We start from the raw sequence: 19,257 nt of genomic DNA, 5'->3' as shown, positions 1-19,257 counted from the left end.
TCGACCCCGCCCGTCACCCGAAAGGCGCCGCCATGCCCGAATCCGCCCACGCCGTCGCTGTTGACCAAGCTGGCGGGCCGCCGGCTACGCGCGGCGGGCATTACGTCCCGCAGCGGGCGCCGCTGAAGCCGGTCCCGTTCCAGAAGCTGCCACCCGGCGCGATCGAACCGCGCGGCTGGCTCGCGCGACAGCTCGAGCTGCAGGTCAACGGCCTCTGCGGCCGGTACGACGAGATCTCGGACTTCCTGGTCTACGACACCAACGGCTGGGTCGATCCGGCCCAGGGCGCCTGGGAGGAGTTGCCCTACTGGCTCCGCGGCTTCGGCGATCTCGGTTACGTGACCGGCGACACCGGCGTACTGACCAGGACACAGCGCTGGATCGACGGCATCCTTGCGACCCAGGCTCCGGACGGCTGGTTCGGTCCGGAACGTCTGCGGACCTCACTGGAGGACGGTCCGGACTTCTGGCCCGGCATGCCGTTGCTGGCCGCGTTCCGGTCCTGGTACGAGTACTCCGGCGACGAGCGGGCCATCCCGTTCATGACGAAGTACCTGCAGTTCCAGAACACTCAGCCCGCCGAGGTGTTCAACCGCTCGTGGGGCGCGTTCCGGTGGGGCGACAACATCGACACTGCGTACTGGCTGTACAACCGCACCGGCGACGAGTGGCTGCTCGACCTGGTGACGAAGATGCACTCCGGCTCGGCTGACTACATCACTGGCATTCCTACCTGGCACAACGTCAACCTGGCGCAGGGGTTCCGTGAACCGTTGCAGTACTGGCTTCTGAGTGGCGACGTGCAGCACCGGGCGGCGACGTACCGGAACTATGCGACGGTGATGGGGCGCTACGGTCAGTTCCCGGGCGGTGGGTTCGCTGGGGACGAGAACTCGCGGCCTGGGTTCGGTGACCCGCGGCAGGGGTTCGAGACGTGCGGGATCGTCGAACTGATGCACAGCTGCGAACTGCTGACCCGCTTCACCGGTGGCACGGTCTGGACGGACCGGTGTGAGGAACTCGCGTTCAACTCGCTGCCGGCGTCGTACGATCCGCAGCAGCAGGTCATGCACTACATCACCTGCGCCAACAGCGTGCAGCTCGACGACCGGCCGAAGCACGGGCAGTTCGAGAATCCCTTCGCCATGCAGGCCTACAAGTACGGCGTGCATCAGTATCGATGCTGCCCGCACAACTACGGCATGGGCTGGCCGTACTACGCGCAGGAGCTGTGGCTGGCGACGACGGACAACGGACTGGCGGCGTCGATGTACGCCGCCAGCAAGGTCACCGCTCGCGTCGGTGCGGGAGACCTGGTGAGCATCGTGCAGGACACGGAGTACCCGTTCTCCGACAAGATCACCTTCACAGTGCGGACTGCACGCGATGTCCGATTCCCCTTCTATCTAAGGCGTCCTGGCTGGGCGCAAGACGTTTCGGTAGAGGTGAACGGCCAGCCGGTCCGGACTGCCGGCGAGTGGATGAAGGTGGATCGCACCTGGCACTCGGGCGACCGCGTCGAGCTGGTGCTGCCGATGCGGACCACCACCCGGGTGTGGAACGACAACCACTCCATCTCCGTCGACCGTGGTCCGCTGACCTACTCGCTGAAGATCGACGAACGCTACGAGCGCATCGGCGGCACCGAGGACTGGCCGGAACTGGCTGCCTATCCGGAGTCTCCGTGGAACTACGGTCTGGTGCCAGATGCGCAGTTCGACGTCGTACGGCGGGACGCCGGCGAGGACCCGTTCACCACCGAGGGCGTGCCGCTCGCCTTGACCACCCAAGCTCGGCGGATCCCGCAGTGGGAGACGGACACCGAGGACGTGGTCGGACTGCTGCAGCCTGATCCGGCCCGCTCATCGGAGCCGGTTGAAACGGTGACTCTCATCCCGATGGGCGCCGCGCGACTCCGGATCACGTCCTTCCCGCAGGTGTCGTCAGATGGAGAGGAGTGGATCCGCCGTACCCGGATCACCGCCTCGCACGTCAACGACGGCGACTCACTCGAGGCGCCGGACGACGGCCGGCTCCCTGCGTCGTCCGCGGACACATCAATCCCGCGCTTCACCTGGTGGGACCGGCGTGGGACGACGGAGTGGATCCAATACGACCTACGCGAAGTCCGCGACCTCTCCCAGGCATCGGTCTACTGGTTCGACGACACGGGGTCCGGGGAAAGCCGGGTGCCGGACTCATGGCGAATCCTGTGGCTCGACGGCGACACCTGGCGCGCAGCCGACAACACCATCCCGTACGCCGTGACCGCAGACCAACTGAACACGACAACCTTCACACCGGTCCGGACGCAGTACGTCCGAGTCGAGGTCGCACTGCATCCGACCTGCTCCGGTGGAGTGCTCCACCTGGCCTTCGACTGATGGACCAGGCGTACCTAAGGACAGGACGTAGTGCGGATCCGGGCGGAAAGTTGGCTCGGGTTCACGCTCAGCCGGGGCTATACGTAGATGACTACATCCTGTTCTTAGGTACGGCGGATGGCGATGCCGTGGGTGTTGGCGAGGTGAGACCGGGGCTGAACTAGCCTGTGGGGCGTGGAGGCTAGGTTGCGGCTGGCGGTGGGGGCGGACGGGCCGGCGATCGCGGAGTTGGCGCGGGCTTCGGTGCGGGAGGTGTTCCCGGCGTACCACGACGAGGTGCAGACCGCGAGCGCGGCGGAACACATCACCACTCTGGACACCGCGCTGATCGATGACGGCACGTACTACGTGTACGAGGCCGCCGGCGAGATCGTCGCGTGTGGTGGGTGGAGCCGGCGGAACAAGCTGTTCAACGCGAGTACGGCGGGCGCCGACGAGCGACTGCTGGACCCGGCCACCGAACCGGCCCGGATCCGGGCGATGTTCGTCCGCGGGGACTGGACCCGGCGCGGACTCGGGCGAGGGATCCTGACCGCCTGTGTCGACGCGGCCCGGGCGGAGGGGTTCACCCGGCTCGCGTTGATGGCGACGCTGCCCGGCGTACCGCTGTACAAGGCCTTCGGGTTCACCGAGGTGGAGCCCGTCGACCTTCCCATGCCCGACGGCGTCGTCCTCAAGGGAGTCGCCATGGAACGACCGATCGACCTGGAGGAGTACGCATGAACGAGCGGAGCGAGTTCATCATCCAGCACAGTCCGTCTCGCGCCTCATCGGCGCCCGGAGCGAAGCGAGGACGACGATGAGCTCAGGCACCAAAGTCTCCGCCCCCGACGGCACCGAGGTGGTCCTCGGCGAGATCGGGACCCGAGTGCTGCTGAAGAACTCCCGCGTCCGCGTCTGGGAGGTGTCACTGCAACCCGGCGAGGCACAGGGCTGGCACCTGCACCACAACCCGTACGTCGTCCTGTGCCTGTCGACGTCCCCCTGTCACATGGACTGGCTCGACGGCAGCCCGGCACGGCAGCTGAGCGAGACCGTCGGCGGCTCGGTGTATCGCCCGGTGTCACCGGTGCACATGCTCACCAACGACGGTTCGGCGCTCTACCTCAATCGGTTGATCGAGATCCTCGACCTGGGCGAGGAGGCGTCCGGCGACCCGTACTTCGTGGTCGCGGGCGTACCCGCGGACGCCGGCTTCGAGGAGGTCGGTGAGTCCCCGGCCAAGGTGGTCGTCGACGAGGACGACGTACGCGTCCAGCACGTCACTCCGGACGCGGGCGAGTCCTACACCTGGCACACCGGCGCCTACCCGGCCCTCGTGGTCGACCTGGACCTCGACAACCCCGACGTCACCTACCTGGAGCCCGGCGAGACCTACACCCTCCCCGCGAAGCCCAACCGCACCGCCGGCTTCAACCTGGTCGAGCTGTTGTACTACAGCAAGCCGCGCACCTGAGCAGCGTCCCGTGCCGCCAGCACCGCGGCCGTGTCGACCTCACTGAGAACTGCCTGCCGTAAGCGTGCCTTCACCAGCGGGACCTGCGGACCGACCGCGCTGAGCTCCTCCACCCCGAGAGCAGCGAGCAGTACGGCGGACTGCGGATCGCTGGCGAGGTCGCCGCAGACTGCGACGCGAACGCCTGCGTTGCGAACGACATGGTCGATCAACTGCAGTACTGCGGGGTCGAGGCCATCGGCGAGTGGGGCGACGGCGGTGTTGGTGCGGTCTGCGGCCGTTGTGTACTGGGTGAGGTCGTTGGTGCCGATGCTGACGAAATCCAGCCCGATGGCGAGGGTGGCGATCCGGAGTGCGGCGGCCGGCACCTCGACCATGATGCCGACTTCCAGGCCGTCGGGCCGTGGGCCGAGATCGTCCAGTTCGTGGAGTCCCCAGGCGACCTCGTCCGCGGTCGTCACCATCGGGAACATCACGTGCACCGGAGTCTCGGCCGCGACCCGGCGGACGGCTTCGAGTTGATCGCGCAGCAGTTCGGGACGCCGCCGGAACACGCGGATCCCGCGCTCGCCGAGGAACGGGTTAGCCTCCCGGTCCTGCGGCAGGAACGGCAGCGGCTTGTCGCCGCCGATGTCCCAGGTCCGGATCGTGATCGGCTTGCCGTCCAACGCTCGCGCGATCGCCCGGAACTGCTCGACCTGCTCGTCCACGGTCGGCGCCGTACGCCGATCACCGAACAACACCTCGGTCCGCACCAGCCCGGACCCGTCCGCACCCCGCGCCGCCACCGCGTCCTGGACGGCGCCGACGTTGACGAGCACGCCGATCGTCCGCCCGTCCACGGTCGTCGCCGGCTCATCGGCCCGCGTCAACGCCCGCTCCCGCTCACCCCGACGCTCAGCGATCGTCGCCCGTACGGCGTCTTCGTCCGGCGCAACCTCGAACGACCCGACCCGCGCGTCAAACGCAACCACCACCCCCGCCGGCACCTCGACGTCCCCGATCCCGGTGATCAGCGGAATCCCGCGAGACCGAGCCACAATCACCCCATGGCCGGTCGTCCCCGCGGCCCGCACAGCAACTCCGGCAACCCGCCCGGCGTCAAGCGTGGCAGCCGTCGCCGCATCCAACTCAGGCACGACGAGGATGCTCCCCTCGGCAGCGCTGTCCGGGGCGGCTCCGGCCGACGTGGGTTCGTCGGTGGCGCTCCCGGTGAGAGCGCGCAGTACGCGGTCGCGGACGGCTCGCACGTCCTGCGCCCGTTCCCGCTGGTAGGCGTCGTCCAGTCCCTCGAAGGCGGCCGCCAGTTCGTCGTAGGTCTGCTTCCACGCGACGGGGGCCGGCGTACCCGCGGTGATCGCCGCCCGGATCTCCTCCAACGGCTTGCGATCGTTCAGCAGCGCGAGGTGGGCGGCGAAGATCTCCCCATGGTCCGGGCTGCCGTCCCGCAATCCGCGAAGCTCGTCCCCAACTGTCGCCACCGCCTGGTCGAGCTGACCCAACTCGTCGTCCCCGGCAACGTAACCGCTCAGGTCGACCGCCACACCGGCCAGGACCGCGGGCCCGATCGCCACATCCAGCCCTGACCCACCGGTCCCCGCGGATCCACCCGTGCCTGGCTCCGGTGCGCCTCCTCCGGCAGCTCCTGCTCCGACTCCGCCGGCAGTGTCGCCGAAGTTTTCCCCTGCCAGCTTGGTGATCGCCGCCAAGACCTCGGCAGCCTGCGCACCGCTCGCTCCCACCCGCAGCCGGTGACCCTGCTGAGCGTTCAGCGTCGCGACCATGCTCAAGCTGCCGGCGTCAACCGGCCCACGCCCCGTGTCGAGATCGGTGAGCGTGACAGTGGCATCGAAACCATTGACCAGGCCAACGAGTCGCGCAGCCGGCCGCGCGTGCAGCCCGTGCTCGTTGCTCACCGCAACTTCCACCGTCTGGTCGGCCTCAACCGCAGCAGTCGACTCGGCAGCACCGCCGACTCCAAGGTGGTCCTGCTTCCCGAGCAACCCGCGCTCGGCCTCGGCCGCCACCGCGTCGAGAGAGGCGTCGGTGGACGCGGTCACCACTGCGGCGACCAGGCCCTCGACCAGTGGCGCGCTGGACAACCGGACGCGCCCGGCGAGCTCGGGATCGACGAACTCCAAGGCCAGTTCGGCGCTCAACACGGCACTGCCGAGGTCGAGGAGGATCAGTACGCCGTCCGGGCTGTCGGCGATCGTGATCGCCTCGGAGACCGCCGCCGCGTCCGTGCCGAACGTCGTGTCGTCCAGCCCGGCCGCGACCGCGATCACCGGACGGTTGTCCTCAGCAACCATCTCCGACGCCAGCCCCACCGCCGCCGCAGCCAGCGCCCGGCTGTGCGACACCACCACGATCCCGATCATGGGAGCGTGCGAGCAGCCGACTCCAACAGCAACGTAGTACTGGTCGCACCCGGGTCCTGGTGGCCGGCGCTGCGCTCGCCGAGGTAGCTCGCGCGGCCCTTCCGTGCCACCAGCGGCACGGTCGCATCCCGGCCCTTGGCGGCCGCCTCCGCCGCCGCGGTCAGCGCACCGGCGAGATCCGATCCGCCTGCCACGGCAGCGTCGTACGCGTCCAGGGCCGGCGCCCAGGCGTCGTACATGGTCTTGTCGCCCAGCTCCGGCTTGCCGCGCTGAAGGATCCCACCGACCCCGGCCGTGAACGCCTCCCCGATCGTCGCCGGGGTCAGTTCGGCGCCGGCCAGCGCAGTCCCGAAGCGCAGGAAGAACGTGCCGTACAGCGGCCCGCTCGCCCCGCCGACCTTGCTGACCAGCGTCATCCCGGCCTTCTTCATCAGCTCGTCGACCGACCCGAAGCTGGTCTCGTCCAGCACCGCGACGATCGCCTGGAACCCACGGTCCATGTTGGCCCCGTGATCCGCATCCCCGATCGCCGAATCCAGCTCGGTCAAGTACGCCGCATTCTCATGCAACGTACTCGCGGCATCCCGCAACCAATCAACGAAACTGTCGACTCCCATGCTCACGCGCCCCAGCGGAGGCCGGGGGTGTTGACCGGGGCGTCCCAGAGACGCACCAGTTCGTCGTCCACCTTCAGGAGGGTGACCGAGCAGCCGGCCATCTCGAGGGAGGTGATGTAGTTGCCGACCAGGGAGCGGGCGACGGTGATGCCGGCGCGGTCGAGCAGTTTGGCGACCTCGTTGTACATCAGGTACAGCTCGAGCAGCGGCGTACCGCCCATGCCGTTGACGAAGGCAATGACCGAGTCGCCTTGCTGATAAGGAAGGTCGCTCACCACCGGGTCGACGAGCATCGCTGCGATCTCGCGAGCCGGTGCCAGTGGCAACCGTTGCCGGCCGGGCTCGCCGTGGATGCCGATGCCGACCTCCATCTCGTTCTCGGCCAGGTCGAACGTCGGCTTGCCGGCCGCCGGGACCGTGCAGGACGTGAGCGCCATGCCCATGCTGCGGCCGTTGTCGTTGACCTTCTTGGCCAGGTCCGCGATCGCCTGCAGCGGGCGCTCCTCCTCGGCCGCCGCGCCGACGATCTTCTCCAGCAGCACGGTCACGCCGACGCCGCGGCGGCCGGCAGTGTAGAGGCTGTCCTGTACGGCGACGTCGTCGTTCGTCACCACCGACAACACCTCGGTGCCGGCGTCGGCGGCGGCCAGTTCGGCGGCCATCTCGAAGTTCATCACGTCGCCGGTGTAGTTCTTCACGATGTGCAGGACACCCGCACCCGCGTCGACCGCCTTGGTCGCGGCCATCATCTGGTCCGGCACCGGCGAGGTGAACACCTCACCGGCACAGGCCGCGTCGAGCATCCCAGGGCCGACGAACCCGCCGTGCATCGGCTCGTGTCCCGACCCACCGCCGGAGATCAGTCCCACCTTGCCCGGCCTCGGGGCGTCCTTGCGGTACACGATCCGGTTTTCCAGATCCACCCGCAACCGATCCGGATGCGCTGCCGCCATCCCCTGCAGCGCCTCACTCACAACATCACCAGGTTCGTTGATGAGCTTCTTCATGCCACCCATCTGAGCACACGCCCGCCCGGAACGGGAGTCCCACGCTCAGGCCGCCGTCGTCGACGGCAACGGGATCGACCGGATCGCGCGGCTCACCGTGAGCGGAAGAGCCGCGACGGTGATCAGAACGCCCAGGACGCAGACTCGGCGCTGATGGCCGGCCTGCCGCGTCCTGGTCGGAGGCCGGACCCGGATCCGGTGACCTGAGACAGCTTGCGGTGGGCGGAGACACGCAATGCCAGGGCCCCGCCCACCACGTCCTGTCCCAGCCCCTCCCACCACGTCCTCTCTCGGGCCTCGGCCACCACGTCCTGTCTCAGGCCCCGGCCACCACGTCCTGTCCCAGGCCCCGGCCACCACGTCCTGTCCCGGGCCTCGGCCACCACGTCCTGTCTCGGGGCCCGGCCGACCGCGGGATCCGCCGCGACCTCGCACAGGTACCGGAGACCGCGGACAAGGCACAACCTGTCCGAGGACCCCAGAGCGTGTCCCAGGTCCCGCAGTTCCGAACCGATCCCATCGCCACCAGCACGAACCCCGCCCCGTTGCAGCAACCGCCGGTGTGGCCCACCACGATGGCGGCCGATGCGCGCGGGATCGGCTGGACGGAGGCTGATCGGATGCCGTTGGAGGCTGGGACGTGCAGCTCGACAGGAAGTGTCGGCCCCGACCCCGGCCCCTGCCCCGGCCGGGCGGCCGGTTTCAGGCGTGAATGCCTGACCCGGCCAACCCCCCGGCACCGACACGTCCTGTCGAGCTGCACATCCCAACCGACCCCCACTCACACCACCCCACACATCCAGCAAGACAGCCGAAATGGCCTCCACCAGCCCACCACGACCTGTCCCAGCCCGCCACGACCTGTCCCAGCCCGCCACGACCTGTCCCAGCCCGCCACGACCTGTCCCAGCCCGCCACGACCTGTCCCGACCCGCCGGCTCCGGTCCCCGCCCGGTGCTGTGTGTCGGCGCGGACCTGGCCTGATCGGCCCATCTGGTGGGTTGACGTCCGAGATGGTGGGGCGGAGTCCAGTGTTCGAAGCAACGGTTCATGCTGCTGCCGGGTTGGCGAGCAGTTCGGCCAGCGCTTGGGCTGGGGTTTTCAGGTTGAGTGTAGGGCGGGGGCGTTGGTTGAGGGTGGCGGCGATCCGGTCGAGGTCGGCGGCGGTGTGGATGGACAGCTCGCTGCCCTTGGTGAGCCAGAACCGCAGGAGCCGGTTGGTGTTTTCGTTGGTGCCGCGTTGCCAAGGGGAGTGGGGGTCGCAGAAGTAGACCGGCATGTCGAGGTCGAGCTGGATGCGCCGGTAGGCGGCTAGTTCGGTGCCGCGGTCCCAGGTCAGCGAGCGGCGCAGGTGGTCGGGCAGGGTCCGCATCTGGGCGATCATGGCCTCGGCGACGCTGTCGGCGTCGTGCTGTCCGGGCAGGTGCAACAAGATGGTGAACCGGGTGCTGCGCTCGACCAGGGTGCCGACCGCGGAGGTGTTGGCGGCGCCGATGATCAGATCGCCTTCCCAGTGCCCGGGCACGGCACGGTCGGCGGCCTCGGCGGGGCGCTGGCTGATCCGGAACGCCTCCCGGTACGGGCCTGTGGACTGGCGCCGGCCGCCGCGGGGCTTGCGCGCCGAGCGGCGCAGGCTCAGCTGCCGGTGCAGGTCCTGGCGCAACTGGCCACGGGTCTGCACATACAACGCCTGGTAGATGGTTTCGTGCGACACACGAGCCATCTTCTCCTCGGCGCTGGCGCCGGGGTGATCGCGGCGCAGAACCGTCGCGATCAGGCCCGGGGACCAGCCGGCGTCCATCCAGTCGGTGATCCGGGCGCACAGCCCCGGATCGGCGGCCAGCTTGAACTCCTTGGGCCGTCGCCGCCGCTCATGCGCGCCACGGTGAGCCACCGGCGCCCAGTACGACCCGTCCGGGCCACGATTGCGGGCCACCTCCCGCCAGATCACCGACCTGTCCCGCCCGATCGCCTCCCCGATCCCGGCATACGACAACCCCTGCCGCAGCAACACCGCGATCACCGCCCGGTCCTCACTGCTCAACGCCCGCCGGCGCCGCGGCTGCTCACCGGCCGCCGCACCCGGGAACGAGGCCGGCGCACTGCCTACCAATCCACCAGCCCTACCCCGCCGCATCGATGGCTCCACAAGCCCCGATGCTCGCCACCACAACCTCCCCGCCTCCCACGACACGCCGGCCCCCACCGCAGCCGCCTGCAACGACTCCCCACCACACACCAGCGCGAAGAACCGCTCACGCACCTCATACGGATACGCCTTCGGCATCAAACAACACCTTCCAGTAGTCGTTGCTTCGACCACTGGAGTCCGCCTGGGTTGGCGCCCCGGAATCGGGTACGTCAACCCGCTGCATGGGACGTCAACCCACCAGATGCGCACGCCGGGTCGCCGACCGCCTGGGCGAGTCGGCGAACCGCCGGACAACCAACGCCGACCGCGTGCCCGGCATACCTGTCGGGCCGGTGGTCTCACCGATGACCTACCGCCCGTCACATCACCCACACATGAAGCAGAAGTACCGGCTGACCCCTCAAATGGCCGCGCCCCTCAAATGGCCGCACCCATCAAATGGCGGCGCGGTTCACGTGGTCGCGCGGCGAGGGTGCGGGGTGGGTCAGTCCTTGGGGCGGAGGAGGGGGCGGACGACCTCGCGGGCGTCGTGGATGCGGGACTTGACGGTGCCGAGCGGGGCACCGACGAGAGCGGCGATCTCCTCGTACGAGAGGCCGTAGACGTCGCGGAGGACGAGTGGGGTGACCATCTGCGGGCGGTCGCGTTCGAGGGTTTCGAGGGCCTCGAGCAGGTCGAGGCGGGTGCCGGCGATGACGCTGGTGGTGCGCGGGTCCGGCTTGTCCATCGTCTCCGGGTTGTGCGCGGCCTGCGCCGTACGCTTCAGCTTGCGGTACGTGGAGCGCGCCGAGTTCGCCGCGACCGAGTGGACCCAGGTGGAGAAGCTGCTCCGGCCGGAGTACGTGCCGATCTTGGTGGCGATGTTCAGCAGCGCCTCCTGGGCCGCGTCCTCAGCATCCGCCGAGTACGGCAGCACGCTGCGGCAGATCCGCAGTACACGCGGGTAGATCTGCCGCAGCAGGTCGTCCATCGCGTGTTTGTCGCCCGCCTGGGCCCGCTCGGCCAGGGTCCCGAGGTCGTCGGTCGGGCTGGTGCTCTCGCTCATCTGCGCCTTCGCTGTCGATCGGCCCCCGGCCTGGGACTCTTGGTACTCCATAATGCCTTGTATGGGGGTCCCAACCAGGCTTGGCCGCTACGTCGTGCGACGACGGCTGGGCTCGGGTGGTTTCGCTACGGTATGGCTTGCTCACGATGAGCAACTGGATGCCGAAGTGGCGATCAAGGTGCTCGCCGACAACTGGGGGCACGACGACTCGGTCCGGCAGCGGTTCCTCGAGGAGGGCCGGTTCCTGCGCCGGGTGGAGTCCGAGCACGTCGTCCAGGTCCACGACGTCGGCGAACTCGAGGACGGCCGGCCCTTTCTCGTGCTCACGTACGCCGACCGCGGCACGCTGGCCGATCGACTGAAGAAGCAGCCGCTGCCGGTGGCCGAGGCCGTCGATGTCGTCGTCCAGGTCGGCCGCGGCCTGCGGGCCCTGCACCGGCGCGGCCTGCTGCACCGGGACGTGAAACCGGCGAACGTTCTGTTCCGCAGCACGGACGACGGCGAGCGCGCCGTACTGTCCGACCTCGGCCTGGGCAAGTCCCTCGACGAGGTGTCGCGAATCACAATGCCCGGCGGCACCCCGTCGTACGTCGCTCCCGAACAGGCGATGGGTGAGCGGCTGGACCAGCGGGCCGACCAGTACTCGCTGGGCGCGGTCGCGTACGCCGCTCTGACCGGGAGGTCACCGCATCAGGTGGACGGGCTGGGCGCGGCGAGCCGGGTCGAGGCCGCGCCGCCGCCGAGCTCGCTCGGGTTCGACCTGCCGGATCTGGTCGACGCCGCCATCGTCCGCGCACTCGACCCGGACCGGGAGAAGCGCTGGCCGGACGTCCAGTCGTTCACCCGCGAGCTCGTCGGCGCGTTGGACGAGACGACCCACGACTTCCCGCTCTCGATCCGCGAGTCGGTGACGGTCGCCGTACCCGCGGGCCCGGAGGAGGACGGCGAGCCGACCGCCCTCAGCGATGCGAACACGCCGACCATCGTCAAGACGTCGTCCACTCCGGACGCCGATTCGAGTGTCGGGGCGCTGGCGGCGGCCGTCGAGTCCGCAGCCGCAGAGCTTGCGGCCGAAGGTACGGCGGAGTCGTCGACCGGGACCGGGACCGCCGGGGCGCAGCCCGAGCCCCCTGCACCGCGGAAGCGGCGGCGCGGCCGGTGGGTGATCGCGGCCGTACTCGCGCTGATCGTGGGCGGCGGCGCGGGCTTCGAGGGGCAGCGCTATCTGGCGGCGCGCGAGCTGATCGGCGTCAGCTACAGCGGGTTCTCGCTCACCCTCCCGCGCGGCTGGGCGAAGTCGGTGGCCGACTCGGAATGGCAGCCGCCAGGCAGCTCCAAGTCGTATCCGGCGCTCCGGCTCAGCCAGGACGGCGACTGGTCGACGCGCACCCCGGGCGTCTTCGTCGGTGTCACCGATGCGCGCGACGTCAAGCTCGCCTTGGTTGCCAGTCCGCAGTTGAACTGCAACACGCTGGGGGATCCGACGCCGTCGACCGGCGACGGGCGGACGGTGACGGATCAGGTTTCCAGCGGCTGTGGGGACAGCGGCGCTATGCTCTTCCAGCGAGTCGTGGACACGGGGACCACCGGCTCGATGCTCATCCAGGTCCTACTGCCGAAGAACCAGCCCGACCGCGCCCGCGAGATCGCCGAATCGGTCCAGTACACCGGCTGATGAGCACCGGCCCTGTTGTCCCAGCACGCTTGAGGAATCCCTGGTGCGAATCCCGACGGAACGGCTCCGGCCGTCCCCTGCGCTGATCCAGTCGGCCCGGCGGCGCTTCTACCGCCTCCGCTCCACGATCTTCCGCACCATCTGGCCGATCGACTGAAATATCAGCTACACGGTGAGCCAGGTAGCCGCGAGGCCGAGGAGCCAGAGGCCGCCTCCGAGCCAGGCCAGGGTGTGCAGGCCGCTGACCATGTTGTGGCTGACGACTGCGCCGTACACGGCGACGCCTAGAGCACCTACCGCCTGGCGGCAGGTGTTGTTGACGCCGCTGGCCAGGCCGGCCCGGTCTGGCGGAAGGGACGCGACGGCTGCGTTGACGACCGCGGCTGTCAAGAAGCCCATGCCGAGGCCAAGACCCAGCTCCACTGGTACGACGGTCGCGTAGCCATCACGTACGCCGAGCAGACAGAGCGATCCGGTGGCGCCGAGGATCAATCCGATCGTCATGGGCAGGCGTGGGCCGTAGCGGGCGGTGATCCGGCCGGACACCGGTCCGAGTACTGCGAGCGGGAGGAAGAGAGGGATGAGCTCGAGACCAGCCCGGAACGCGCTGTGGGCAAGGTGTTCCTGCAGGTAGAGCGTCATCACGAGCACTGTGCCGAGGCCGACGAAGTTCATCAGTCCGGCAATCACATTCGCGCCGATGAAGTCCGCGCCGATCCGCAGTCGGGTCCGGGCACGCGTGTGCGTTGTCTGCACTCGGGGCACGAGCCGCCACGCTACCGGCAGTCCGATCGCGATGATCGGCAGATTGATCAGGAAGACCGCACGCCAACCGAGCCCGCTGACCAGTGCGCCACCCAGGAGAGGTCCAGAAGGCAGTGCAAGTGCTCCCGCACCGGCCCAGATGCCGACCGCGCGTGCTCTTGACCCACTGTCGGCGTACAGGTCGGTGATGACGGCCAGGGTGCCGGGGAGGAGTAGTGCGGCGCCGACGCCCTGCACTGCTCTTGCTGTCACGAGCAGCTCGATGTTCGGGGCCGCACCGCAACCCAGCGACGCGAGGCCGAAGACGGCGAGACCTGCGAGCACCACGCGCCTATGGCCGATCCGGTCGCCCAATGCGCCGAAGACGAGGAGCAGTGCGGCCAGCGTGATCATGTATCCGGCGACAACCCACTGCTGCCCGGTCAGACTGGTGTCGAGCCCGGTCCGGATGGACGGCAGAGCCACGTTGACCACTGTCACGTCCAGCTGGACCAGGAAGATTCCGATGCAGAGCAGGCCGAGCAGCATGCGTCCCACCCTCCCACCGGAAAACTTCGGGCTGCGCCGAAGTGTGGCGATGTCAGCATGGAGACATGAACGGAGATGCCGACATCGCACGCGCGGCCGCTCCCGAGCAGTCACGCTCACCCCGACCGGCCACCGGGAACTGAGCAAGCTCGTCGAGCTGTCCTGGAGCTTGTCGAGGGTGTTGGTCAGCGAGGTGTGATCGGCGAGTCGTCGCGAGCGGCCGAGTCGGCGGCGTGCTGCAGGACGTCTTCCAGCGCGGCCTGGTCCTGGGGGAGTCCGGTGACCGCGATCTCGAAGGTGCAGAGACCGTCGCCGTTGGCAACCCAGCGGACGACTACGTAGCGGACCGAGTTGTCCGGCACATAGGTGTAGACGAGCGTCGCGTCGTGGGTGTCGGGATCGACGGTCTGGGACTTGATCGAGAGCATCTGGTTGGCGGGGACCGTCCCAAGATCCACGAGCTTTGCGGCCATCGAGTCGGCGGGGGACCGGCGGATCGTGAACCCTGCCTCGATCCGCAGCCAGCGCTTGCCGGTCGGGTCGGTGTAGCGGCCGATCTTCGGGGGATCCGGCTGGGTGAAGTTCCAGTTCCCCGGCACCCGAAGGCTGACCTCCGAGCGCACCACGCTGGTCGCGGCGAACTGGCGGGTCTTGTAGTAGAGATCGTCCGCGTTCAGCGGTTCGCTGTTGTCCGGCACGATCTTCTTCGGCGGCGGGGTCGGCGTCGTACCGACCGTGGGCGATGGCGTCGACGGCTGGAGGCTTCCGAGCGGGGCGGCCACGCCGGATGCCGCGTCCGACCGCTCGGCGGTCGTCAACAGCCCGACGCCGTACCCGCCGGCGCCGCCGATGGCGATCACCCCCACCAGCCCCGACACCAGCAGAGCGCCAACAGTCCCCCGTCCAGCCACGCCTGCCCACCTCCCCAGCTCTCCCTAAACCAAGGACCCGCAAACCCCACCCCAGGTTGCATCCCTCAGATAACAATTCCGTGAAACAGCCACCCCGACGAGTCAGTCCTCCGGGGTTACCGACTGGGCTGCTTCGTCGGCGACCAGTTCGAGGGCCTTGGCGTCCTGGGGGAGGCCGGTGATCGACATCTCGACGTTGGCCAGGCCGTCGCCGGCGGTGGCGACCCAGCGGACCATGACGTAGCGAACTGTCTGGGTCGGAATGTAGGAGTAGATCAGCGTCGAGATCGGCCGCGACTGGCCGTCGTCGCCGGTGACGGTGTCGTCGGTCTGCGAGACGATCTGGAAGTTGTCCTCGTACGGCAGGCTCGACTTCAGTTGGGCGATCAGCCGGTCCCGCTGCTGAGCAGGGGTCAGCTCGACCCGGAAGCCGGACTCCACCCGCACCCCGCGTTCGCGCAGGGAATCCAGGAACTTCACCTCACCCGGCGCCTTCTTGTTCACCGACTTCTCCCAGCCCGCCGGCACCCGCACCGACAACCGCACCGGCGGCAACGACTCCTGGTGCACCGTGAACGTCTGTTTCCGGAAGTCCAGGTCGTCCACCGTCAGCGCGGGCAAGTTGTTCGGCACGGGGGTCTTGACCGGCAGGGACGGCTCGCTCGGGGAGACGTCGCCGATGGGGACGGCGTTGCCGGAGGCGGTGGGGAGGGGGGTGTCGAGGTAGTCACCGGTGAAGTAGCCGCCGGTGGCGCCGAGGGCTACGGCCAAGAGGAGCAGACCGGTCAGGAGTAGTCGTTTCACCCGGGCACCGGTCCTGGACTCACGGACGCGGTGTGCGGGGAGGGCAGGGCAGGACCGCCGGTCGGCAGTACGGCGTACGCCGTACGGGCCGGGTCGGGAGAGGCGGTCGTGAGCACGGTGACATCTTCTCAGGCGAGGCGGGCCGCGGCGCAAAATCCGCAGCGGACGGCTTTTCACACCGATTCAGACTGAATCCTTTCAATGAGGTCTTGACACCCTCCGGGGGCGTCCGTAGCGTCCCGCGTGTCAAAAGTAACACCATCTCGCGGTTACTTCACATCGCCCGGCGGTATCTCAGCGTTCCATGCTCAGGAGGAACCATGACACTCGATCAGTCCGTCAGCCGAAGGCGGCTCCTGCAGCTGATGGGTGGCGCCGCAGCGGTCGGCACGCTGGCAGCCTGCGGCGGCAACGGCGGCTCGGCGTCGTCCGGCGGTCAGCTGAAGGTGATCGGCGCCGGCAGCCAGGAAGCCGGTCTGCGCAAGGCACTCGACGACTACAAGAAGGTGCACTCGGACTTCGACTTCAACCTCTCGTTCTCACCCGCCGATCAATTGCAGACCGCGCTCCGCGCCCAGCTCGCGGCCGGCAACGCGCCCGACCTGCACGCGGTCTACCCAGGCAACGGCAGCGCGATGTCGATGGTCCAGCTGAGCAAGGCGAACCTGCTCGCCGACCTCAGCGACCAGTCCTGGTCGCAGAAGGTCCCGGCCGGCTTCAAGGGCGCGTTCGGGCAGGACGGCAAGACCTACATCTTCTCGCCCGGCACCAGCGTGCTCGGCGCGATCTACAACAAGAAGGCGTTCGCCACCGCCGGCGTCGAGCCGCCGACCACCTGGTCGGAGCTGCTCACCGTCTGCGACAAGCTGAAGAAGAAGGGCATCGTCCCGATCGCACTCGGCGCGCAGACGCCGTGGGTGACCCAGCTGATCGACTACGCGCTGGTCCCGGGCACGGTCTACGCCAAGACGCCCGACTTCGACGACAAGATGATCGCCGGCAACGCGTCGTTCGCGGACTCCGGCTGGGCCGACGCGATGACGAAGTACCTGGAACTGCAGCGGCGCGGCTTCTTCAACGACAACCCGAACGGTACGACGTACGAGCAGGCCACCTCGATGGTCGGCACCGGCAAGGCCGCGATGGCCGTCCAGGTGTCTGCGGTGCTGCAGGCGTTCCGCGAGGCGTCGCCGTCGCCGGCCGACCTCGGCATGTTCCCGTTCCCGGCGACGGATGTTGCCGCCGACAACTGGATTCCCGGCGGCGTGGTGGTCGGCATCGCAGTCAGCGCGAAGAGCAAGAAGGCCGAGGAGGCGAAGAAGTTCATCGAGTACTGCGGTCAGCCGGAGACCGTGAACGCATGGGCCGAGGCGGTCGCGTGCGTCCCGCTGTACTCCGACGGCGACGCGAAGGTCGACCCGGTGCTGACGCCGTTCCTGCCCTACCTGAAGGACGACAAGGCCGTCCCGTTCATGGACCAGCGCTGGCCGAACGCCGAAGTACAGCCCACCCACTTCGCCGTCGTCCAGGAGCTGCTCGGCGGCAAGACCACGGTCGACGGCGCGCTCAAGAAGATGGACGAGGCCTACCGGAAGTCCGCATGACCATCACTGCAGAGGCGGTACGCCGCGATGCCGTGAAGGTATCGCGGCGTCGCCGGGGCGGTATCACGCCGCCCTGGCTGTTCGCCGCTCCCGCCCTGGTCGTCTACGCGCTGGTCATGCTCTACCCGAGCATCGTCGGCGCGGGTTCGGCGTTCACCGACTGGTCAGGGGTCGGCGAGTCGCGCTCGTTCGTCGGGCTGGAGAACTTCGAGCAGCTGTTCCACGACGATCAGGCGCTCGGGGCGTTGCGCAACACGCTGTTCCTGACCATCGCGATCGTCGTTGTGCAGAACGGGATCGGGCTGCTGCTCGCGCTCGGGGTGCACACCGGCATCAAGAGCCGGATGGTCCTGCGCGTGGTGTTCTTCGCGCCGGTCGTGGTCAGCCCGGTGATGGTGTCGTTCCTCTGGAAGTACGTCTACAACCCCGCGCCGGACGCGGGGCTCAACGCCGCGCTCGACGCGATCGGTCTCGGCTCGTTGCGGCAGGACTGGCTCGGGAACCCGTCACTGGCGATCTGGTCGGTCGCCTTCACAGTGATCTGGCAGTGCGCGGGCTACTCGATGGTGATCTTCCTGGCCGGTCTGGAAGGCGTTCCGCAGGAGCTGCACGAGTCCGCGATGGTGGACGGCGCCGGGACGGTCGCGCGATTCCGGCACATCACCTGGCCGCTGCTCGCCCCCGCGGTGACGATCAACGTGATGCTGTCGACGGTCGGCGGCCTGACGTTGTTCACCCAGATCATCGCGATGACGAACGGCGGGCCCGGGTACGCCACCGACACCTTGTCGACCGTGCTGTACAAACAGGCCTTCGTGTACGGGAAGTTCGGCTACAGCACCGCGGTCGCGCTGGTCCTGGCGATCTTCGTCGCGGCGGTGTCCTTCATCCAGATCGGGTACCTGCGCTCGAGGGAGACGACGGCATGAGGACCGGCTACCGGCCCCGCACCCTGGTCCGCGAGGTCGTCATGATCGCGGCCGCGGTCGCGTTCCTGTTCCCGGTCTATGCGCTGGTGACCTTGGCCTTCAAGGATCCGGAACAGATCGCGAACAAGCCGCTGTCACTGCCCGATCCGCCGTCGGTCGGCAGCTTCTCGAAGGCCTGGCAGTCAGCCGCACTCGGATCGGCGCTGCTCAACAGCACGCTGATCACCGTGTCGAGTGTCCTGATCCTGATCGTGCTCGGGACGCTGGCGGCGTACTTCCTGGCCCGGACGGCGTCCCGGCTGAGTTACAGCCTCTACATCCTGTTCCTGGTCGGCATCATCCTGCCGTTCCAGCTCGGGATGATCCCGCTGTATCAGGTGGTCAACAATCTGGGTCTGCTCGGGACGTACCAGGGCATGATCCTCTTCTACACGGGGATCCAGCTGCCGTTCACGGTGTTCCTCTACACCGGATTCATCCGGTCGTTGCCGGCCGACTACACCAACGCGGCGCTGATCGACGGCGCCTCGCATCTGCAGGCCTTCGGCTACGTGATCTTCCCCCTGCTGCGGCCGATCACCGGGACCGTGCTGATCCTCAACGCGGTCCACATCTGGAACGACTTCTTCACCCCGCTGCTGTATCTCGGCGGCTCCGGCCGGGAGACGGTCCCGGTCAGAGTGTTTGCCTTTGTCAACGAGTACACCTCCGACTACGGACTCGTCGCGGCCGGCCTGGTGCTCGCGGCGCTGCCGATCCTGGTGGTGTTCCTGATCCTCCAGCGCTACGTCATCCGCGGCTTCTCGTCCGGCCTGAAGGGTTAGCCGGTAGGGCCGGCATCAGCACATCTCGTGCAGCTCGACAGGATGTCTCGGGCGACAGAACGGGGATCACGGCGTAGGCATGCGGCCGGCAACGGGGAGTGGGCGTATACGTCCTGTCGACCTGCACCCTTCCTGGCATGACGACACCCACACCGCCCTACTGAACGGCCTTGGG

Annotated in this window: 15 protein-coding genes and 1 pseudogene; 7 read left to right on the top strand and 9 right to left on the bottom strand. The window is 68.5% G+C overall.

Features of this window, described 5'->3' with window-relative positions; all coding sequences use genetic code 11:
* Nucleotides 1-32 precede the first annotated feature (32 nt).
* The 3 genes from OG555_RS10740 (at nucleotide 33) to OG555_RS10730 (ending at nucleotide 3,840) form a co-directional block, all read left to right on the top strand.
* A complete protein-coding gene (locus tag OG555_RS10740; RefSeq protein WP_329482668.1) occupies nucleotides 33-2,384 on the top strand; it encodes a beta-L-arabinofuranosidase domain-containing protein in 2,352 nt (783 codons plus the stop codon).
* Nucleotides 2,385-2,558: 174 nt separating this feature from the next.
* Nucleotides 2,559-3,107 carry a GNAT family N-acetyltransferase gene (locus tag OG555_RS10735; RefSeq protein WP_329482667.1) on the top strand — a complete coding sequence of 183 codons (549 nt, stop codon included), beginning with the start codon at nucleotides 2,559-2,561 and terminating at the stop codon, nucleotides 3,105-3,107.
* A 76-nt stretch (nucleotides 3,108-3,183) separates the two neighbouring features.
* Nucleotides 3,184-3,840: a hypothetical protein gene (locus tag OG555_RS10730; protein ID WP_329482666.1), complete on the top strand. Its 657-nt coding sequence runs from the start codon at nucleotides 3,184-3,186 to the stop codon at nucleotides 3,838-3,840.
* Here the strand turns inward: OG555_RS10730 and OG555_RS10725 are convergent.
* From OG555_RS10725 to OG555_RS10700, 6 genes and pseudogenes are all read right to left on the bottom strand, one after another.
* Nucleotides 3,819-5,756 (bottom strand): HPr family phosphocarrier protein, encoded by a 1,938-nt coding sequence (locus OG555_RS10725; protein ID WP_329484796.1) that lies wholly within the window; start codon nucleotides 5,754-5,756, stop codon nucleotides 3,819-3,821. The two genes, OG555_RS10730 and OG555_RS10725, sit on opposite strands and share 22 nt — an antisense overlap.
* 63 nt (nucleotides 5,757-5,819) lie before the next feature.
* Nucleotides 5,820-6,221, bottom strand: a pseudogene (gene dhaM, locus OG555_RS10720) (dihydroxyacetone kinase phosphoryl donor subunit DhaM); the annotation flags it as partial.
* Entirely contained in the window at nucleotides 6,218-6,838 is a 621-nt protein-coding gene (dhaL, locus tag OG555_RS10715) for a dihydroxyacetone kinase subunit DhaL (protein ID WP_329482665.1), read from the bottom strand. The gene dhaL and the pseudogene dhaM, both read right to left, overlap by 4 nt.
* A 2-nt stretch (nucleotides 6,839-6,840) precedes the next feature.
* Entirely contained in the window at nucleotides 6,841-7,845 is a 1,005-nt protein-coding gene (dhaK, locus tag OG555_RS10710; RefSeq protein ID WP_328524398.1) for a dihydroxyacetone kinase subunit DhaK, read from the bottom strand.
* A 1,048-nt stretch (nucleotides 7,846-8,893) separates the two neighbouring features.
* On the bottom strand, nucleotides 8,894-10,132 hold the full coding sequence (locus tag OG555_RS10705; RefSeq protein WP_329482664.1) for an IS30 family transposase: 1,239 nt from the start codon (nucleotides 10,130-10,132) through the stop codon (nucleotides 8,894-8,896).
* A gap of 349 nt (nucleotides 10,133-10,481) precedes the next feature.
* Nucleotides 10,482-11,042 (bottom strand): RNA polymerase sigma factor, encoded by a 561-nt coding sequence (locus OG555_RS10700; RefSeq protein WP_329482663.1) that lies wholly within the window; start codon nucleotides 11,040-11,042, stop codon nucleotides 10,482-10,484.
* Between the two features lie 52 nt (nucleotides 11,043-11,094).
* Between OG555_RS10700 and OG555_RS10695 the strand changes: the two genes are divergently transcribed.
* Nucleotides 11,095-12,717 carry a serine/threonine-protein kinase gene (locus OG555_RS10695; protein WP_329482661.1) on the top strand — a complete coding sequence of 541 codons (1,623 nt, stop codon included), beginning with the start codon at nucleotides 11,095-11,097 and terminating at the stop codon, nucleotides 12,715-12,717.
* 165 nt (nucleotides 12,718-12,882) lie between these two features.
* Here the strand turns inward: OG555_RS10695 and OG555_RS10690 are convergent, their stop codons facing one another.
* From OG555_RS10690 to OG555_RS10680, 3 genes are all read right to left on the bottom strand, one after another.
* Nucleotides 12,883-14,010 (bottom strand): MFS transporter, encoded by a 1,128-nt coding sequence (locus tag OG555_RS10690; protein ID WP_329482660.1) that lies wholly within the window; start codon nucleotides 14,008-14,010, stop codon nucleotides 12,883-12,885.
* 185 nt (nucleotides 14,011-14,195) lie between these two features.
* A complete protein-coding gene (locus OG555_RS10685) occupies nucleotides 14,196-14,921 on the bottom strand; it encodes a hypothetical protein (protein WP_329482659.1) in 726 nt (241 codons plus the stop codon).
* A 102-nt stretch (nucleotides 14,922-15,023) separates the two neighbouring features.
* Complete coding sequence (locus tag OG555_RS10680) at nucleotides 15,024-15,725, bottom strand: hypothetical protein (RefSeq protein ID WP_329482657.1); 702 nt, start codon at nucleotides 15,723-15,725, stop codon at nucleotides 15,024-15,026.
* 320 nt (nucleotides 15,726-16,045) lie between these two features.
* Between OG555_RS10680 and OG555_RS10675 the strand changes: the two genes are divergently transcribed.
* The 3 genes from OG555_RS10675 to OG555_RS10665 are packed head-to-tail and all read left to right on the top strand — an operon-like array spanning nucleotide 16,046 to nucleotide 19,082.
* Nucleotides 16,046-17,329 (top strand): ABC transporter substrate-binding protein, encoded by a 1,284-nt coding sequence (locus OG555_RS10675; RefSeq protein ID WP_329482656.1) that lies wholly within the window; start codon nucleotides 16,046-16,048, stop codon nucleotides 17,327-17,329.
* Nucleotides 17,326-18,258, top strand: coding sequence for a carbohydrate ABC transporter permease (locus OG555_RS10670; protein WP_329482655.1), 933 nt, complete (start codon nucleotides 17,326-17,328; stop codon nucleotides 18,256-18,258). Before OG555_RS10675 ends, OG555_RS10670 begins: the two co-directional genes overlap by 4 nt.
* Nucleotides 18,255-19,082 (top strand): carbohydrate ABC transporter permease, encoded by an 828-nt coding sequence (locus OG555_RS10665; RefSeq protein WP_329482654.1) that lies wholly within the window; start codon nucleotides 18,255-18,257, stop codon nucleotides 19,080-19,082. The genes OG555_RS10670 and OG555_RS10665 overlap by 4 nt, the downstream gene beginning before the upstream one ends.
* Nucleotides 19,083-19,257 lie beyond the last annotated feature (175 nt).

The sequence above is a fragment of the Kribbella sp. NBC_01484 genome (genome assembly GCF_036227145.1).
GTDB lineage: Bacteria > Actinomycetota > Actinomycetes > Propionibacteriales > Kribbellaceae > Kribbella.
The sequence above is the reverse complement of the archived record's forward strand: the minus strand, read 5'-3'. Positions and strand labels throughout refer to the sequence as shown.